The sequence below is a fragment of the Aliidiomarina shirensis genome, assembly GCF_003987345.1.
Lineage (GTDB): Bacteria > Pseudomonadota > Gammaproteobacteria > Enterobacterales > Alteromonadaceae > Aliidiomarina > Aliidiomarina shirensis.
Window position 1 is genome coordinate 474340 of record NZ_PIPP01000002.1, and the last position, 16731, is coordinate 491070.

At 46.3% G+C, this 16731-nt stretch carries 21 protein-coding genes; 13 read left to right on the top strand and 8 right to left on the bottom strand.

The window, feature by feature from the left end; all coding sequences use genetic code 11:
• The first annotated feature begins 192 nt into the window (after nucleotides 1-192).
• The 3 genes from CWE13_RS06260 to CWE13_RS06270 all read left to right on the top strand — a co-directional run bounded on the left by CWE13_RS06260 (nucleotide 193) and on the right by CWE13_RS06270 (nucleotide 3433).
• The gene (locus tag CWE13_RS06260) at nucleotides 193-633 is read left to right on the top strand and encodes a Z-ring associated ZapG family protein (protein ID WP_126806902.1); all 441 of its coding nucleotides are present in this window, start codon (nucleotides 193-195) and stop codon (nucleotides 631-633) included.
• Nucleotides 634-805: 172 nt separating this feature from the next.
• The gene (locus CWE13_RS06265) at nucleotides 806-2191 is read left to right on the top strand and encodes a DegQ family serine endoprotease (RefSeq protein WP_126806903.1); all 1386 of its coding nucleotides are present in this window, start codon (nucleotides 806-808) and stop codon (nucleotides 2189-2191) included.
• A gap of 168 nt (nucleotides 2192-2359) precedes the next feature.
• Nucleotides 2360-3433, top strand: coding sequence for a trypsin-like peptidase domain-containing protein (locus tag CWE13_RS06270; protein WP_126806905.1), 1074 nt, complete (start codon nucleotides 2360-2362; stop codon nucleotides 3431-3433).
• Nucleotides 3434-3531: 98 nt separating this feature from the next.
• On the opposite strand, the gene murA is transcribed toward CWE13_RS06270, so the two are convergent.
• The 7 genes from murA to CWE13_RS06305 form a co-directional block, all read right to left on the bottom strand.
• On the bottom strand, nucleotides 3532-4833 hold the full coding sequence (murA, locus tag CWE13_RS06275) for a UDP-N-acetylglucosamine 1-carboxyvinyltransferase (protein WP_126806907.1): 1302 nt from the start codon (nucleotides 4831-4833) through the stop codon (nucleotides 3532-3534).
• 11 nt (nucleotides 4834-4844) lie between these two features.
• Complete coding sequence (locus CWE13_RS06280; RefSeq protein ID WP_126806909.1) at nucleotides 4845-5102, bottom strand: BolA family protein; 258 nt, start codon at nucleotides 5100-5102, stop codon at nucleotides 4845-4847.
• 15 nt (nucleotides 5103-5117) lie between these two features.
• Nucleotides 5118-5432 carry an STAS domain-containing protein gene (locus CWE13_RS06285; RefSeq protein WP_126806910.1) on the bottom strand — a complete coding sequence of 105 codons (315 nt, stop codon included), beginning with the start codon at nucleotides 5430-5432 and terminating at the stop codon, nucleotides 5118-5120.
• 3 nt (nucleotides 5433-5435) lie between these two features.
• Complete coding sequence (gene mlaD, locus CWE13_RS06290; protein WP_126806912.1) at nucleotides 5436-5903, bottom strand: outer membrane lipid asymmetry maintenance protein MlaD; 468 nt, start codon at nucleotides 5901-5903, stop codon at nucleotides 5436-5438.
• A gap of 3 nt (nucleotides 5904-5906) precedes the next feature.
• Nucleotides 5907-6680 (bottom strand): lipid asymmetry maintenance ABC transporter permease subunit MlaE, encoded by a 774-nt coding sequence (gene mlaE, locus CWE13_RS06295; protein WP_126806914.1) that lies wholly within the window; start codon nucleotides 6678-6680, stop codon nucleotides 5907-5909.
• Nucleotides 6677-7483: an ATP-binding cassette domain-containing protein gene (locus CWE13_RS06300; RefSeq protein WP_126806915.1), complete on the bottom strand. Its 807-nt coding sequence runs from the start codon at nucleotides 7481-7483 to the stop codon at nucleotides 6677-6679. The genes mlaE and CWE13_RS06300 overlap by 4 nt, the downstream gene beginning before the upstream one ends.
• A gap of 201 nt (nucleotides 7484-7684) precedes the next feature.
• Entirely contained in the window at nucleotides 7685-8290 is a 606-nt protein-coding gene (locus CWE13_RS06305) for a TetR/AcrR family transcriptional regulator (RefSeq protein WP_126806917.1), read from the bottom strand.
• Nucleotides 8291-8459: 169 nt separating this feature from the next.
• Between CWE13_RS06305 and CWE13_RS06310 the strand changes: the two genes are divergently transcribed.
• From CWE13_RS06310 to CWE13_RS06355, 10 genes are all read left to right on the top strand, one after another.
• Nucleotides 8460-9452, top strand: coding sequence for a KpsF/GutQ family sugar-phosphate isomerase (locus tag CWE13_RS06310; protein WP_126806919.1), 993 nt, complete (start codon nucleotides 8460-8462; stop codon nucleotides 9450-9452).
• 11 nt (nucleotides 9453-9463) lie between these two features.
• Entirely contained in the window at nucleotides 9464-10033 is a 570-nt protein-coding gene (gene kdsC / locus CWE13_RS06315) for a 3-deoxy-manno-octulosonate-8-phosphatase KdsC (RefSeq protein ID WP_126806927.1), read from the top strand.
• Nucleotides 10030-10623, top strand: coding sequence for an LPS export ABC transporter periplasmic protein LptC (lptC, locus tag CWE13_RS06320; protein ID WP_157980939.1), 594 nt, complete (start codon nucleotides 10030-10032; stop codon nucleotides 10621-10623). Before kdsC ends, lptC begins: the two co-directional genes overlap by 4 nt.
• Nucleotides 10583-11158, top strand: coding sequence for a lipopolysaccharide transport periplasmic protein LptA (gene lptA / locus CWE13_RS06325; protein ID WP_126806931.1), 576 nt, complete (start codon nucleotides 10583-10585; stop codon nucleotides 11156-11158). The genes lptC and lptA overlap by 41 nt, the downstream gene beginning before the upstream one ends.
• 2 nt (nucleotides 11159-11160) lie before the next feature.
• Complete coding sequence (gene lptB / locus CWE13_RS06330) at nucleotides 11161-11886, top strand: LPS export ABC transporter ATP-binding protein (RefSeq protein ID WP_126806933.1); 726 nt, start codon at nucleotides 11161-11163, stop codon at nucleotides 11884-11886.
• 83 nt (nucleotides 11887-11969) lie between these two features.
• Complete coding sequence (locus CWE13_RS06335; RefSeq protein WP_126806935.1) at nucleotides 11970-13325, top strand: RNA polymerase factor sigma-54; 1356 nt, start codon at nucleotides 11970-11972, stop codon at nucleotides 13323-13325.
• A 24-nt stretch (nucleotides 13326-13349) separates the two neighbouring features.
• Nucleotides 13350-13637: a ribosome hibernation promoting factor gene (gene hpf, locus CWE13_RS06340; protein WP_126806937.1), complete on the top strand. Its 288-nt coding sequence runs from the start codon at nucleotides 13350-13352 to the stop codon at nucleotides 13635-13637.
• A 4-nt stretch (nucleotides 13638-13641) separates the two neighbouring features.
• A complete protein-coding gene (gene ptsN / locus CWE13_RS06345) occupies nucleotides 13642-14112 on the top strand; it encodes a PTS IIA-like nitrogen regulatory protein PtsN (protein ID WP_126806939.1) in 471 nt (156 codons plus the stop codon).
• Entirely contained in the window at nucleotides 14103-14972 is an 870-nt protein-coding gene (gene rapZ, locus CWE13_RS06350) for an RNase adapter RapZ (RefSeq protein WP_126806941.1), read from the top strand. Before ptsN ends, rapZ begins: the two co-directional genes overlap by 10 nt.
• The gene (locus CWE13_RS06355; protein WP_126806943.1) at nucleotides 14953-15228 is read left to right on the top strand and encodes an HPr family phosphocarrier protein; all 276 of its coding nucleotides are present in this window, start codon (nucleotides 14953-14955) and stop codon (nucleotides 15226-15228) included. The genes rapZ and CWE13_RS06355 overlap by 20 nt, the downstream gene beginning before the upstream one ends.
• 92 nt (nucleotides 15229-15320) lie before the next feature.
• Here the strand turns inward: CWE13_RS06355 and pmbA are convergent, their stop codons facing one another.
• A complete protein-coding gene (gene pmbA / locus CWE13_RS06360) occupies nucleotides 15321-16658 on the bottom strand; it encodes a metalloprotease PmbA (RefSeq protein WP_126807345.1) in 1338 nt (445 codons plus the stop codon).
• Nucleotides 16659-16731 lie beyond the last annotated feature (73 nt).

Sequence of the window (16731 nt, forward strand, 5' to 3'; positions counted from 1 at the left end):
CTGTTTGAATCATTACATGATACCATCATGTAATAAGGATTATGTAGCAAGAATCTAGTAATATGAAACTTGTTCTATAAATCATAATTAAGTAGTTTGATATGAGCTTTATTAAGCTCCGAGATAACAAACAGTAGTGAGCGCTGAGTGAAAGCGCACGTAGCAGCTGAATAAGAGTAAGAGGAATACAATATGGATTGGTTAATCGGAATTTTACTACTGATTGCTGGGGTTATTATCGGCTTTTTTGCCGCGCGCTTTTATGCTTCTAAAACCGGTGATACCGCCGATTTGAAATCACAAATAGAAAACTCACAACAGCAATTCGAAGCTTATCGCAAAGATGTTGTAGAGCAACTCGCCTCAGCTCGCCAGTTGGCATCGGAAGTTACCGATATACAGCACCGCTTAAATCTATTTTTACAAGATAGCCAACACTTGCTAGAGCAAGATAAAGATTGGCAACAGCCTTTATTATTCTCTGAAGAAACGATTCGCTCTATTCGGAAGGCTAATGTTCTAAACCGCGATCGCCGCGACGATAATGCGTTGGCGGACATGCCTCCGCGCGACTACTCAGAGCCAGGAAGTGGTTTATTTACACCGGTACCCAAAGCGGTAAAAGAAGATTAACCACAAAAAATAACCAACCTCTTCTACTTTCAGGGCGCTTCGGCGCCCTGTTTGCGCATTTCACCTCTTGAAATTTTTTTCCCGCGAACTTATTTCCGTTTTTGATGGTCTTTGTTTTGTACCTTCAATGGTTTTTGCCCTGAACAATAGATGTCTATTCGGAGTAATATTGATGAGAAAATTAACATCGTGTATTGCCACACTCATGCTCGCAGGCGTGTTTGCTGCTCAACCCACTCTGAGCGCCCATGCAAATGCAACGCAAGCTTATGCCAATTTTCCTGCCGCACATACTAACGAACGAGGTATTCCTACGCTTGCACCAATGCTAGAGGAAGTAACGCCTGCGGTCGTGAATATATCAGTGCAAGGCAAGCGGGTAACTCGCCAACGCTTACCCGAGGCTTTTCGTTTTTTCTTTGGTCCGAACTCACCTCGTGAAGAAGTGCGCGAGCAACCATTCCAAGGGTTAGGTTCTGGTGTCATTATTGATGCCGAGGAAGGCCTTGTTGTTACAAATGCCCACGTAATCGACGATGCTACTGAAATAACCGTTACCTTGCGCGATGGCCGGCAGTTCGATGCAACAGTTCTTGGACGTGATGAGGAATCGGATATTGCCTTACTTGAATTAGAAAACCCAAAAGATTTGGTAGCTCTGGAAATAGGCAACTCAGATCAATTACGTGTAGGCGATTTTGTTGTTGCCATCGGTAACCCCTTCGGCCTTGGCCAAACAGTAACGTCAGGGATTGTTTCCGCGCTCGGCCGCAGCGGTTTAGGTGTTGATCGTTTAGAAAACTTTATTCAAACCGACGCCGCTATTAACAGTGGGAACTCTGGCGGTGCACTCGTTGATCTTGAGGGCAACTTAATTGGTATTAACACTGCGATTCTCGGCCCTACTGGCGGTAATATCGGTATTGGCTTCGCTATTCCAGCGAACATGATGAACAACTTGGTTGAGCAAATTATTGAGTTCGGCGAAGTACGCCGGGGCGTGCTAGGTGTGCGTGGTGGTAATCTCACCCAAGAACTGGCCGATGCGCTGGAAATCGATCGCGCTCAAGGTGCTTGGGTAAGTGAAGTTCTCGACGATAGCGCGGCTCAGAAAGCGGGCGTAGAAGCGGGAGATGTGATTCTTGCGTTAAACGGAACACCTGTGTACTCCTTTGCTGAACTCGCCGCGAAAGTAGGAACCATTGGCGCAGGCAGAACTGTTGAGCTAACAATTTTACGCGAAGGTGAGGAACTTACCGTTACCGTAGAATTAGATAGACAGGAAAGCCAACAAATAACTGCCGATATCTTACACCCTGCGCTGCGAGGCGCAGAACTCAGCACAGTTGACCGCAGAGGTGTGGTGGTAACAGCCGTGGAAAGTAATTCTCCTGCGGAACGCATTGGCCTACGGCAGGATGACATTATTCTTGCCGTTAACCGACAAGCCGTAAGTAATACCCGTGAATTACAAAATATGATTCAAAATGCGCAAGGTGTTGTGGCCTTAAACTTGCGTAGAGGGAACTCACAGCTGTATCTAGTGCTACCTAACTAAACCATCTGTAATCTAAGCAGGCCTCTATCAGAGGCCTGCCTTTCCTGCTATATTTAGTGTTATATTTCACCAATATGCGATTTACTTTGCAACGAAGCTACCCACAGCGCGGGTAAGCATAGTTCGGCAAATGGCCTATTGCGATATCACTCTAATTTGTAGGCACCCATGACGGCTAAAAAGCGCCAGAAAAGCACCTTTACCGAGATTCTTACGCAATACTTCCTAAAACCAGCACTTTTAGGGGTAGTTGTTGCGCTTATCGTGCTCTGGGTTATGACCCGTGAACCTACAAACGAACAGCAAAAACCAGTAGCTAACGCGGAATTAATGACGTTCTCAAGCGCATTCGAACGTGCAGCGCCAGCGGTAGTTAACATCTATACGGCACAATCTATTCGCGATGGCAGAGCACGCAGCCAGCCCGCAACCGCTATGCGGTTAGGATCGGGCATCATCATGGATTCCCGTGGCTATATATTAACGGCTTTGCATGTGGTGCAAAATGTGGATCAGATTGAAGTAGCATTGCAAGATGGGCGGATATTTGGCGCTCAGTTAGTAGGCAGTGATGAACTCACTGACCTCGCGGTGCTAAGAATCGATGCCAGTAACTTACCGACCATTAGTGTAAACGAAGAATATGCCCCGCGCGCTGGCGATATCGTATTGGCTATTGGAAATCCTTACAACTTAGGACAAACGGTAACGCAAGGCATTATCTCTGCTACCGGGCGAATTAGTATCGGCAGTGTGTATGCTGAATTTATTCAAATGGATGCCGCTATTAATGAAGGTAATTCTGGTGGCGCCGTAGTAAATAGTCGTGGTGAATTAGTGGGCATTGCTAGCGCATCTTATCAATCCGAGTTTAGTAGCCGTGGTTCACAGGGGATATACTTTGCCTTGGCTTACCCGTTAGCTCAACGAATTATGCGCCAGCTTATTAATGAAGGCGCAGTTACGCGTGGGTTTTTGGGCATTACTGCGGGCCAATATTATAGTGACGATGTCTCAACTCGTGGGCTACGGGTAGATGATGTGGTTGAACAAGGTCCTGCGTGGCGTGCCGGTTTACGGATTGGCGATTTCATCTATGAGATTGGCGGCCGAGCCGTTACTTCAGTAAACCAGGGGCTAGATTTAGTGGCCGATGCAACACCGGGCACGGAATTAGAAATTAAATTTTATCGAGGCGGCCGGCCTATGGCTGTAGTAGTAACTATAGAGCAACTACAATAACCAAGCGGTTACCTAAGCAAAATATCGGAACAAAAAAAGCAGCCATTTTTAAAACGGCTGCTTTTTTTATTCTATTCGATGTGATGACTTACATACGGTTAATCTTGCGTGCGTTTAATTCGCGTTGGGCACATTTGCGCCCGCTCGATTTTAGCACCAAGGCCGGCAAGCTTCGTTTCAATTGATTCATACCCACGATCAATATGATAAACCCGCTCTACCTCGGTTGTACCTTCCGCCACCAAGCCGGCAATCACTAGTGAAGCTGAGGCGCGTAAATCGGTACACATCACTTGCGCACCAGTAAGCTTGCTAACGCCGGTGCATATCGCAGTATTGCCCTCGAGCTCGATATTCGCGCCCATTCGCCGCAGCTCTGGAACATGCATAAAACGGTTCTCAAAAATAGTTTCCCGAACCCAACAGGTACCCTCGGCAATACTATTTAGGGCGATAAACTGAGCCTGCATATCGGTTGGAAAGGCTGGGTGCGGCGCAGTAACAACATTAACCGCTTTTGGCCGCCCTCGGCTGATCAGTTCTATCCAATCATTACCTTTGCGAATTTCAGCGCCGGCTTCCGTTAGCTTCTTCAGAACTGCATCGAGAAAATCTGGGTTGGTATGGGTACAGCGAATATGCCCTTGAGTAGCTAATGCAGCTACTAAAAATGTACCCGTTTCTATTCGATCTGGAAGCACCGTGTATTCGCCACCATGCAACCGTTCAACACCATGGATAATAATAGTATCGCTACCGGCATCACGAACATCCGCACCTAACGCATTTAAGAAGTTGGCTAAATCAATAATTTCTGGTTCGCGTGCGGCATTTTCGATAATGGTTTTACCGTTTGCTAACGCTGCCGCCATCATCAGGTTTTCCGTGCCCGTAACGCTTACCATATCCATAATGATATGGGCGCCTTGCAAACGCCCGCCTAACGTTGCCGGCACATGCGCTTTGATGTAACCATTTTCAACCACAACCTCGGCGCCCATTTGCCGCATACCATCGATATGCAGGTTCACAGGCCGCGCGCCAATTGCGCATCCACCAGGTAACGACACTTCAGCTTTGCCACATTTCGCAAGCAACGGGCCCAGCACTAAGATCGAGGCACGCATCGTTTTAACTAATTCATAGGGCGCTACATGGTGATGATCTTGCGGAGGCGAAATAAGATAACTATTAGCGGCTTCACGCTGATGAGGAATACCAAGCTCAGCTAACAAATCCAGCGATGTTTCCACATCTTGTAAGCGTGGAACGTTGTGAATTAATACGGGGCTATCAGCAAGAATCGACGCCAACAAAATAGGCAATGCCGCATTTTTGGCGCCTGATATACGCACTTCCCCTTCTAAGCGCGCACCACCTTGAACAACTAATTTTTCCATTTTCTTTACACTCAGCTTGGCATATTAAGCAGTTTTTCACGCTGCCATTTTTCTGGAGTGTACGCTTTGATACTTAGCGCATGAATAGTGCCATCTGCGATCTTATCGTTGAGGGGCCGATAAATCATTTGTTGTTGCTTTACACGCGAAAGGTTAGCGAAGGTTGCGCTTACCGCAATCACTTGAAAATGGCTACCTTCGCCGCTAACGTGCACTTCATCAAGGTCGAGTGCTTCTTGCAAAAGCACTTCGATTTCATTCGGGTTCATTGGCTCGTCCGTTGGTTACTGTTCTGATGCCGTATAGCTTAACGAAAGCAGCTCAGTAACGCCACTCACCTCGGCAAATTGCCGAAGCTGAGTGTTGGTATTCCGTAAAGATAATGAGCGGTTCGATTCCGATAACTCGGCAATCAACTGAATCAACATGGCGATGCCAGAAGAATCAACTTGCTCTACATCGCTAAAATCAAGTGTTAGATCGCCACTTGTACCAACCCAATCACTTCGAGAACGCCAAGCAGAACCCACGTTATCACGGTTCATTTTGCCGGCTACTCGAACGCAATCATTATCGATTTTAAAGCTTAGATTCGACATTGCTTAATCATCACCTTGGCTGAACAAAAATTGCCCTATCAAGTTTTCTAACACCATCGCTGAATTCGTGTTGTAAATTGAATCACCATCTTCTAAAACGAAAACATCATCGTCCATGAAGCCTGGCTCTAAACCAACATATTGCTCGCCCAACAGCCCTGAAGTAAGAATAGACGCCGTGCTAGTTTCAGGAAACTTCGCGAATGATTTGCTAATCCGCATCTCCACAACAGGTTCAAAATACTCTGAATCGAGTTCAATACTGGCAACACGGCCTACTACCACACCACCCACTTTCACTGGCGAACGTACTTTTAAGCCACCAATATTATCGAACTTCGCGTACAGGGTATAAGTTTCACCTCGCATTGCGCTGCTCTGATTGGCAACTTGTAATGCTAAAAATATCAAAGCAGCAATCGCTACCGAAATAAACACACCTACTAATAATTCAATTTTACGCATTTCCATAAATCACCCGAACATCACTGCTGTCAAAATAAAATCCAAACCCAACACGGCCAACGAGCTATACACCACTGTTTGCGTGGTAGCTGCGCTGATACCCGGTGAGGTAGGTGCCGCGGTGTAACCTTTATAAAGTGCGATCCAGGTTACAACGATTGCGAATACAAGGCTTTTAATAACGCCATTAAAAATATCATTTTTCCATTCAACGCTTGCCTGCATTACCGACCAGAATGCACCGTCATCAACGCCGAGCCACTCCACACCAACCAGGAAGCCGCCGTAAATACCGATGGCACTAAACATCAATGCAAGTAATGGCATGCTGATGAAGCCAGCCCAGAAACGTGGCGCAACAACCCGGCGTAGTGGGTCTACCGCCATCATTTCCAAACTAGAAAGCTGCTCGGTAGCGCGCATTAAGCCAATTTCAGCGGTTAACGCAGAGCCCGCGCGGCCCGCGAACAACAGCGCTGTAACCACCGGCCCTAACTCACGGAGTAAAGACAAAGCAACCATCGGGCCTAACGCTTGCTCAGCGCCAAAATCAACCAAAATAGTATAGCCTTGTAACCCCAACACCATGCCAATAAATAACCCTGAAATCAGGATTATTAGCATCGATTGAACACCTACCACATAGAGCTGGCGAATTAATAACGGGAACATTTTCCGCGGTTGTGGTTTGCCCACCAAAGCTTGAAATAGCATGATAGACGCGGCACCAATACCGCGGAGTGTATTTAAGGCGTTGTGGCCAATATTAATGAAGAACTTCATTTTCCATGGCCTCCCGCAAGTAAATCATTTTCATATTTAGAAGCGGCATAATGGAAAGGTACAGGGCCATCGGGTTCACCATTCAAGAATTGTTGTACTAAATCGTTGCCAGTGCGCTTCAGCTCTTCTGGAGAGCCTTGACCAACCACCGTTTTATTCGCCAAGATCACAACATGATCAGCAATGCTCATTACTTCATGAATATCATGAGAAACTACGATTGAGGTGAGCCCTAATGTACTATTTAGTGAGCGAATCAATTTCACCAGCATCCCCATCGAAATAGGGTCTTGGCCAGCGAAAGGTTCATCATACATAATCAATTCAGGGTCGAGCGCGATTGAGCGCGCCAATGCCGCTCGCCGAGCCATACCACCGGATAGTTCCTGTGGGAACAAACTACCTGCACCGCGTAAACCAACAGCTTCCAGTTTCATTTTCACTACGGTAGCAATTATATTCGCGGGCAAATCGGTGTGCTCACGAAGCGGAAACGCTACATTTTCAAACACCGTTAAATCGCTAAATAAAGCACCACTTTGAAACAGCATACTCATACGCTTGCGGGCTTCAAAAAGCTGGCTACGGCCCAGTTCGGTAATCTCATAGTCAGCAAAGCGTATGCTGCCTCTTTGCGGTTTCAATTGACCACCAATAAGGCGCAAAAGCGTGGTTTTACCACAGCCGCTTGGGCCCATAATGGCCGTTACTTTTCCCCGTGGCACCTGCACCGAAACATCTTCATAGATTAACGTTTCACCACGTTTAAAATAAATGTCTTTAACTTCTACTAAATTATCCACTTATTGCCTCTATCACCTATCCCAAGCCTGAATATCAAGGCATTAGGCTATTTCCGTACTTTAGCGAAGGTTTGTATTAACTTGTTTTCGTTTGCAACAAAGCGATTTTGCCATGCGCCATTATCATAGCACTCATATTGATTTTAGCTCCAATCAATATGCCCACAAGCAACACACTTGCCTGCCAAAAACTAACATCGGTTAGCCAAATACACTATCGGCGTTGGTGTTGTTGTTATCAGGCGTTTCTAACAACGCCATCATTTCGGCAATAAATGCTTCTCGTTGTTCCTTGCTTTCACAATCCAATAGGCCGAATTGACGCAGCAAACGGTCACCCACAGCCGCTTTCCACACAGCTCGAGCACGCGCGCCACCAATTGAACTAGAGTTTAACATTGTCCATAACTCTTCGAATTTATGCCGAACGGGGTTGAGTAAGCTGGGGTTGTTTGCGGCCGCAGCGATAATGGCACTATCTACCGCAAGCATGGATTTTGGTATGCTCAATTCACCTAAAATAATTGCCTTAATTTCGGCATTTGGGCCTTCAATGCCCTCGGCGAGAAGCTCCTCAGTTCGCGCTTCGCGCATGCCGATATAGCGCTCCAGCATGGCAACAATCAGCGCCTCTTTGCTGGCGAAATGATATAACAACCCGCCCTTACTGATACCCGTTTTCTCGGTTAATGCATCGAAGGTTAGATGTGATGCACCCTGCTCTTGCACCAGAACTTCGGCTTGTTGCAAAATAAAATCACGCTTGCTCGGCCGGCCGCCCCGGCTCGCTTTAGTTGCTTTAGTCATATTGCACGCTCACTATAAAAACCGTCCATCCGGTAAAGTATCATCGGTGCTGGCTTTTCGCAATCATGAAATCGATTACTATAAACCACTAGAGAAAAGCTGAATTACACGCCAGCAGTGATATACTCACTCAATGCTTCGTTACGTTCCAAAATAGGATTAGGGATCTATGTCTGAACATATCTCACCGGCCTCCACCGAAGGCTATATATGGCAGGGTAAGCGCGTTCTCGAAATTGAGATTGCGGCCATTCAAGGTATGCAAGCTGCTATTAACGATGATTTTGCCCAGGCCTGTCAGCTACTAATTCGCTGTAAAGGCCGTGTCGTGGTAACCGGTATGGGTAAATCAGGTCATATCGGTGGAAAAATTGCGGCAACGCTAGCAAGCACAGGAACACCTGCTTTTTTTGTACATCCCGGTGAAGCAAGCCACGGTGATTTAGGCATGATTACGCCACAAGATACCGTAATCGCTATTTCAAATTCCGGCGAAACTAACGAAGTTTTGAGCATCCTTCCGGTTATCAAACGTTTAGGTGTTCCGCTAATTGCGCTCACGGGGCAGCCAGAATCAACTCTTGCCAAGCTCGCTGATGTCCACGTTAGCGTTGCTGTCAGTGAAGAAGCCTGCCCACTCGGCCTAGCTCCCACAGCTAGCACCACGGCCACCTTAGTGATGGGTGATGCGTTAGCCGTGGCCTTATTGCACGCGCGCGGATTTACGGCCAATGATTTTGCCCTTTCACATCCGGGCGGTAGCTTGGGCAAACGCTTGTTACTAAGAGTAAGCGATATCATGCACGCCGATGATCGAGTTCCGAAAGTATCGAGCAATGCCATCATCACCGAAGCATTACTGGAGATTTCGCAGAAAGGTTTAGGCATGACAACCATTGTGGATGAGCAAGATCACCTACTCGGCCTTTTTACCGATGGTGATTTACGTAGAATTTTAGATCAGCGTATCGATATTCATCACACCAAAATTTCTGAAGTAATGACCACAGGTTGCATCACAACAACGCCCGACACTTTAGCCGCAGAAGCACTTAAGTTAATGGAAACCCGAAAAATAAATGGCTTAATTGTTCTTGCTGCAGATAAAGCCGTGATCGGCGCCTTTAACATGCACGATCTTTTACGCGCGGGGGTTATGTAATGGAAAGTGGAATGCAAGCTTCGAACAACCCTTATGTAAGCACTTGGTACGGCGATATCCACGAAGATCTACTCGCGCGCTTTAAAACAATAAAGCTGCTGGTATGCGATGTTGATGGGGTATTTTCCGATGGCCGAATTTATCTAGGAAACAACGGTGAAGAACTAAAGGCTTTTCATACGCGCGATGGATTGGGTGTTAAGGCGCTGCTATCTGCCGGCATTGAAGTGGCGGTAATCACCGGAAGAACTTCAACCATTGTGCAATCACGCATGCAAGCCTTGGGCGTTCAACACATTTATCAAGGCCAACACGATAAGCTGATGGCGTTGCGCGAGATTCAAAGCCAAACAGGTATATCACTCGAACAAACGGCAAGTGTGGGCGACGACACCCCCGACTTGGCGCTTTTTCAAGGTTCGCAACTTGCATTTAGCGTATTCGATGGCCACCCACAAGTGCAGCAACATGCGCATTACGTTACCCAACAGCGTGGTGGCTTCGGAGCGGTTCGCGAAATTGCCGATTTACTATTATTAAGCCAAGGGCTGCTGCATCAAGTTCAGGAGAGCAGCACGTGAACCGTCGAAGTATCATCATCACGCTATTAGTGGCATTAATTGCTGCTATCATTTTATGGAACGCCTTTGATGATGAGGAAACCATTGAAAGCGGTGAACGTACTGAAATGCTCATTCCCGATTTTACAGCGACTGGGCTAGAAACACGGGTATTCGAATCAGATGGTCGCTTAGCTCAGCAGATTCGAGCAGAGCACATGGCTCATTTTAGTGCGTTGAACCTCACCGAGTTGGAAAGCCCTGTATATATTACCTACCTCAATGAGCTTGCGGTAGATAGTGCCGAAACCGGCAGTGTATGGGAAGTATCAGCAGAAAAAGGGCGTTATTACGAAGGTGAGCGCCTTGAATTAGAATCGAATGTGCTTATCCTTAACCGCTCCAACACCGGCTATATTGATGAGATTAAAACCGATTTCATCAGCATCGATTTACAAAATCGTACCATGCACACAGATTCCCCTGTTACTATTCAGGGTATTCGATTTATTGTTAACGGCAATGGAATGCGCGTTGATTTAGAAGCACAGCAATTGGAGCTTATCGATCATGTTGAAACCATTTACTACCCTCGCTCTGCTCGCCCTTAGTATTGGTGTGAGCGCTACGAACGAGGTGAATGCGAACGCACTGAGTGCGAGCGCCATTACCAACGCGCAAGAATCTACTCTGGCGCGGGATTTTGCTGAGCCGATGCGTATTCTTGCTGATAATGATTTGTTGGATTTAGCTGAAAACGTTTACCGCGCGACTGGCAATGTACGGATAACCCAAGGAAGCTTAAAAATAACCGCGCATACCCTAGCTGTTACCGGCTTTGAAAACGACAGAGGTGAGCAAGAGCTATTTATTCTTGAAGGCAACGATGATGCGCCCGCTACGTATGAACAAGAAATACAACCTGACGTTATCGTGAATGCGCATGCAAACCGCATCGAGTACGATGCTACCGAACGTGTATTAAAATTGATTGGCGCTGCAGAACTCAATCAAGATGGGAATTCAGTACGTGCTGAAACCATCACTTATTATGTTGAAACGATGCAAGTAAGCGCTACTCGCGGCGAAGAGCAGGTAGAAACGATTTTCCGCCCACGCCAGCGCACCGAAGACGAGCAAAATTAAGCATGACAACTCTAAAAGCCGAACATTTAGCAAAAGCCTACAAAGGCCGCACCGTAGTGAAAGATGTCAGTATCGAAGTCGATGCTGGCCAAATTGTTGGGCTTCTAGGCCCAAATGGTGCGGGTAAAACCACCACTTTTTATATGATCGTTGGCCTCGTCGCGAATGATAAAGGCAGCATTCGGCTTGATGATGAAGATATCACCCTACTTCCAATGCACGCGCGGGCTCGCAAAGGGATTGGCTATTTACCGCAAGAAGCATCCGTTTTTCGCAAACTCAGCGTTCGCGATAACATTATGGCAATTCTACAAACTCGAAAAGAGCTTAGTGCTAGCCAACGGGAAGATAAACTCGATGAACTGGTAAATGAGTTTCATATTGGCCATATCGTTGAGAATTTGGGCATGAGCTTATCGGGCGGTGAGCGTCGCCGAGTAGAAATAGCGCGCGCTTTGGCCGCAGAGCCGAAATTTATTCTTCTAGATGAACCGTTCGCAGGGGTTGATCCAATCTCGGTGCTCGATATAAAGAAAATCATTCAACAGCTTAGTGACCGCGGTATTGGTGTACTTATTACCGATCACAACGTTCGGGAAACCCTTTCTGTGTGCGAAACGGCGTATATCGTGAGCCAGGGTAATTTGATTGCGAAAGGCACTGCTGATGAAGTTTTGGCCAACCAACAAGTAAAAGATGTGTATTTGGGCGACCAATTCACCTTGTAATTTATTCTACGGCACCCATGATATAAGTATGTTCAGCGTTTTTATGGCGCGTAAACCCAGATGACACCAGAGATAATTATTCCATGAAGCAAGGCTTGCAGCTTAAGTTTGGCCAAAACTTAACCATGACCCCGCAATTGCAACAAGCAATTCGGTTGCTGCAGTTATCTTCATTAGAACTTCAGCAAGAAATCCAAGAAGCCTTGGAAAACAATCCATTACTCGAACTTCCAGAAGAAGAAAGCGTATCAAACTGGGAACAAAACGTTTCCGCCAGTATATCCTCAAGCGCCGGCGTTGCAGCAGAAGATGATTATGTTTATCAGGGCGAAACTAACGAATCGTTACAAGATTATCTTATTTGGCAAATGCGCCTTTCCCATTTTTCGGAAACCGACGAGCAAATAGCACTCATTATTATTGATGCAATCGATGATAGTGGCTACCTAACCCAATCATTGGATGAAGTGCTTGCCGCCGCGCAACAGCAAGATGACGAAATAACCGCGGAAGAAGTAGCGGTTGTTTTAAAGCGCATACAACACTTTGAACCGCTAGGTGTAGCATCACGTAGTGTACGTGAGTGCTTACTTTTACAATTAAATCAGCTGCCAAGCGATACACCCGCACTGGCGGCAACCAAAAACGTAGTCGATAATTATTTAGAGCTGTTAGGAAAACGGGATTATCGAACCTTAGCGCGTAAATCACGTTTAAAAGAAAATGTGATTCGGAATGTATTGGAACTACTACAGCAATTGAACCCTCGCCCGGGTGATAGTTTTTCCAGTGGTGAATCGGATTATATTATTCCCGATATACAAGTAAGAAAACATAACGGCCGTTGGATTGCTGAATTACATCCAGCCTCAATGCCTAAATTACGTGTAAATGAAACCTACGCGGCTATGCACAGCAATAGACACAATAACGGCTGTAGTAGTGGTGACGCTGACTACATAAAACAACACTTGCAAGAGGCGCGCTGGTTCATTAAAAGTATTGAAAGTAGAAATGAAACTTTACTTAAGGTTGCCCATTGTATCGTGCAGCGACAACAGGCATTCTTTGAGTATGGTCCAGAATCAATGAAACCAATGATTCTAAGTGATGTCGCAGATAGTATAGATATGCATGAATCAACCATTTCGCGTGTTACAACGCAGAAGTTCATGCATTCCCCACAAGGTGTTTTCGAGCTGAAGTATTTTTTCTCGAGCCATGTAAGCACTGATGAAGGGGGTGAGTATTCATCTACTGCAATTCGTGCGTTAATTCGCAAATTGGTTGCAGCAGAGAATCCGGGGAAGCCATTGAGCGATAATAAGTTAGCAACGCTGTTGGCCGACCAGGGTATTCAAGTAGCAAGACGGACCATCGCGAAGTACCGGGAATCATTAAATATCCCGTCTTCGAGTCAACGGAAGAGTCTGCTTTAACTATCAATAGAAGGAAGATGTGCTATGCAAATTAATCTTACGGGTCACCATGTTGATATTACCGATGCTCTAAGAACCTATGTTGACACCAAATTTTCCAAGCTTGAGCGCCACTTCGATCATATAAATAACGTTCATGTGATATTGAATGTTGAAAAACTCATGCAAAAAGCGGAAGCTACTCTTCATCTAAATGGGGGCGAAGTTTTTGCCACATCGGAGCATCACGATATGTACACCGCTATTGATGGTCTGATCAACAAACTCGATCGCCAAGTTATTAAACATAAAGAAAAGTTGAGTAAGCATTAGGATCATGGAACTAAAAGATATCCTTAGCCCAGATAACACGCGCGTTGCCGTTGAAGAGAGCAGCAAAAAGAAAATTCTTGAGCTTATAAGCCAGCTCGTTGCACCTAAACTTGCTGGTGTAAGCAAAGCTGATATCTTCGATAGCTTACTCCAACGCGAACGCTTAGGTAGCACGGGTATTGGGCTAGGTATCGCAATCCCTCACGGCCGGCTGGAAAATGCCGGCCAACCGGTTGCGGCACTCATTACTCTCGCGCAACCTATTGATTTTGATGCTATTGATAACCAACCAGTAGACATCATTTTTGCACTTTTGGTACCAAAAGATAATCCAGAATTGCATCTACAAACCTTATCTGCCGTTGCTGCAAAGCTAAATCAAAAAGATTGTTGCCGCTCATTACGCCATTCCACCTCAAGCTCTGAACTCTATGAGTTAATGACTAAGGAAGATACAGCCGATTCATGCAACTAATCATCGTAAGCGGGCGCTCTGGCTCAGGAAAAACCGTAGCGCTGAGAGCACTAGAGGATCTCGGGTATTATTGCGTTGATAACCTGCCCGTAGCATTATTACCTGCGCTTGTGCATACCGTAATTGAGCGTTACGAAACCATTGCGATTAGTATCGATGTTCGCAACTTAGCAAGTGATAACAGCGAACTTAACGATGCGCTTGAGTTTCTTCCACACGATGTGAAAGCTGATATTTTATTTCTTGATGCAAACGACGACATTCTTATCCGCCGTTATGGCGAAACGCGCCGGTTGCATCCACTTTCACAATCCGATTTAACTTTAGCGGATGCCATTCAAGCGGAAGGGCAAATTCTTGAGCCTCTTGCGCACCAAGCAACTTGGCGAATTGATAGCAGTGAATTAAGCCTGCACGAACTTATTGAGCAAGTTACCGAACGGGTATTAGGGCGCAAGCAAAACAAGCTCATGTTAGTGTTTATGTCGTTTGGTTTTAAACATGGAATCCCAACCACTGCGGATACCGTGTTTGATGCGCGAATTCTGCCCAACCCACATTGGGAACCTGAATTGCGCCAGTATTCCGGCCTTGATGCACCCGTTCAGCATTATCTAAGCCAACAGCAATTAGTAACCAAATTTATCTATCAAACTGAGAATTTTATCAGCACTTGGTTACCCTACTTTCAGCGCAGTAATCGTAGTTACCTTACTATTGCCGTTGGCTGCACCGGCGGGCAACACCGTTCTGTGTATATCACAGAGAAGCTGGCTGAAGGAATCGCCGCGCAACATCCACATATTCGAATAAAGCATAGAGAACTAGAAAGAAAAAATAATGCCAAATCTGAGTCGTAGAGTAGAAATTCGCAATAAGCTCGGCTTGCACGCGCGAGCCGCCACAAAACTCGCACGATTAGCCAGCGAGTTTGATGCCAAGGTGATCATTGCCCAAGATGGTAAAGAAGTGGATGCCGGCAGTGTAATGGGGTTAATGCTGTTGGCCAGCCAGCAAGGTAAAGTTATTGAAATCAAAGCTACCGGCAAAGATGCAGAGGCCGCGTTGGAAGCGATTACCACCCTAGTGCAAGAACGTTTTCATGAAGACGAGTAATACACACGCCACTTGCTGAATGTTTAAATAGCCAATAAAAAAGGAGCCAAAGCTCCTTTTTTGCTATTTCAGGTTATCCTTGCGTTCAATACTTATGACCCAGCTATTTTCATATCCGCTAGCAACACTGAACCGCACTGCACACCATGGCGCGGATCAACATCAGCCGACATCGCCACCATATTTCTGAACATATCCCGCAAGTTACCGGCTATCGTTACTTCGGTTACTGGAAACTGGATCTCGCCATTCTCAACCCAGAAACCAGCAGCACCACGGCTGTAATCGCCAGTAACCAAGTTAATCCCTTGCCCCATTAACTCGGTAACGAGCAAGCCGGTTCCCATACGTTTACACAAAGCCGCTAAATCAGCATCAAGTTGTGGTGCTTGCGCTTGCACGAACCAATTGTGAATACCACCTGCATGCCCAGTTGTTTGCATACCCAACTTACGGGCTGCATAACTGGTCAATAAATAAGTATCTAATACACCAGCGGTAACAATATCGCGTTCTTTTGTAGCCACCCCTTCGTGGTCAAATGGGCTGGTAGCTAAGCCTCCTGGCAGTAAAGGATTCTCATGAATACTCAACCAATCAGGAAAGATTTGCTTACCGAGATGATCGAGTAAAAATGTGCTCTTGCGATAAAGGTTTCCGCCACTAATAGCGCCTGCAAACTGGCCAAAAATGCCATGTGCTAAATCACTATGAAAAATAACCGGCGCAGAGCATGTGGGTATGGAACGGGCGCCCAAACGAGCAACCGTAGCTGCCGCGGCTTCCCGAGCAACTGCTTCTGGCGTATTCAATAAAGCAGGATTACGCGCCATGGTATAGGCATAATCGCGCTCCATTTTTTCGCCTTCTTTGGCGATGGGCATACAGCTCAAGCTCTGTCGTGAACTCATATAGTGGCCCGTAAAACCGTGGCTATTACCGTATACACGGAACCCACAATGGCTCGAATAATGCGCACCATCGGAATTGATAATACGCGGATCCGCAGCCAACATTACTTTTTCGCAGGCTAACGCTTGTTCTGCAGCATAATCAGGCGATTGATTTGCAGCATAGAATAACTCAGGGTCAGTATAGCCAGTGGCCATTAATGCTTTATCCGCTAGCCCTGAACATGCATCCGCCTCTGTCCAGCGGGCTATGGCATCAGCCTTTTCAACTGCAATTAACACCGCTTCTGATGAAAGATCAGACGTACTCGCACTGCCTTTACTTTGGCCACGGTACACGGTGATACCTAACGAACCATCTTGATTAAATTCAACCGTTTCAATTTCTTCTAATCGGGTACTCACACTCAGCCCACGGCTGTGCGCCAGTGCACATTCAGCTGCGGAAGCACCCCGCTTTTTAGCAGCCGCCAACGCTGCTTCTACTGCCGAAATTGCGCGCTCTAGATCGGGTTGCAGCTGATCGCGAGATGTTAAACCTGTATCGTTATTTAAATTAGCCAAAAAAAACCTCAAATATTATGGTGAGCAG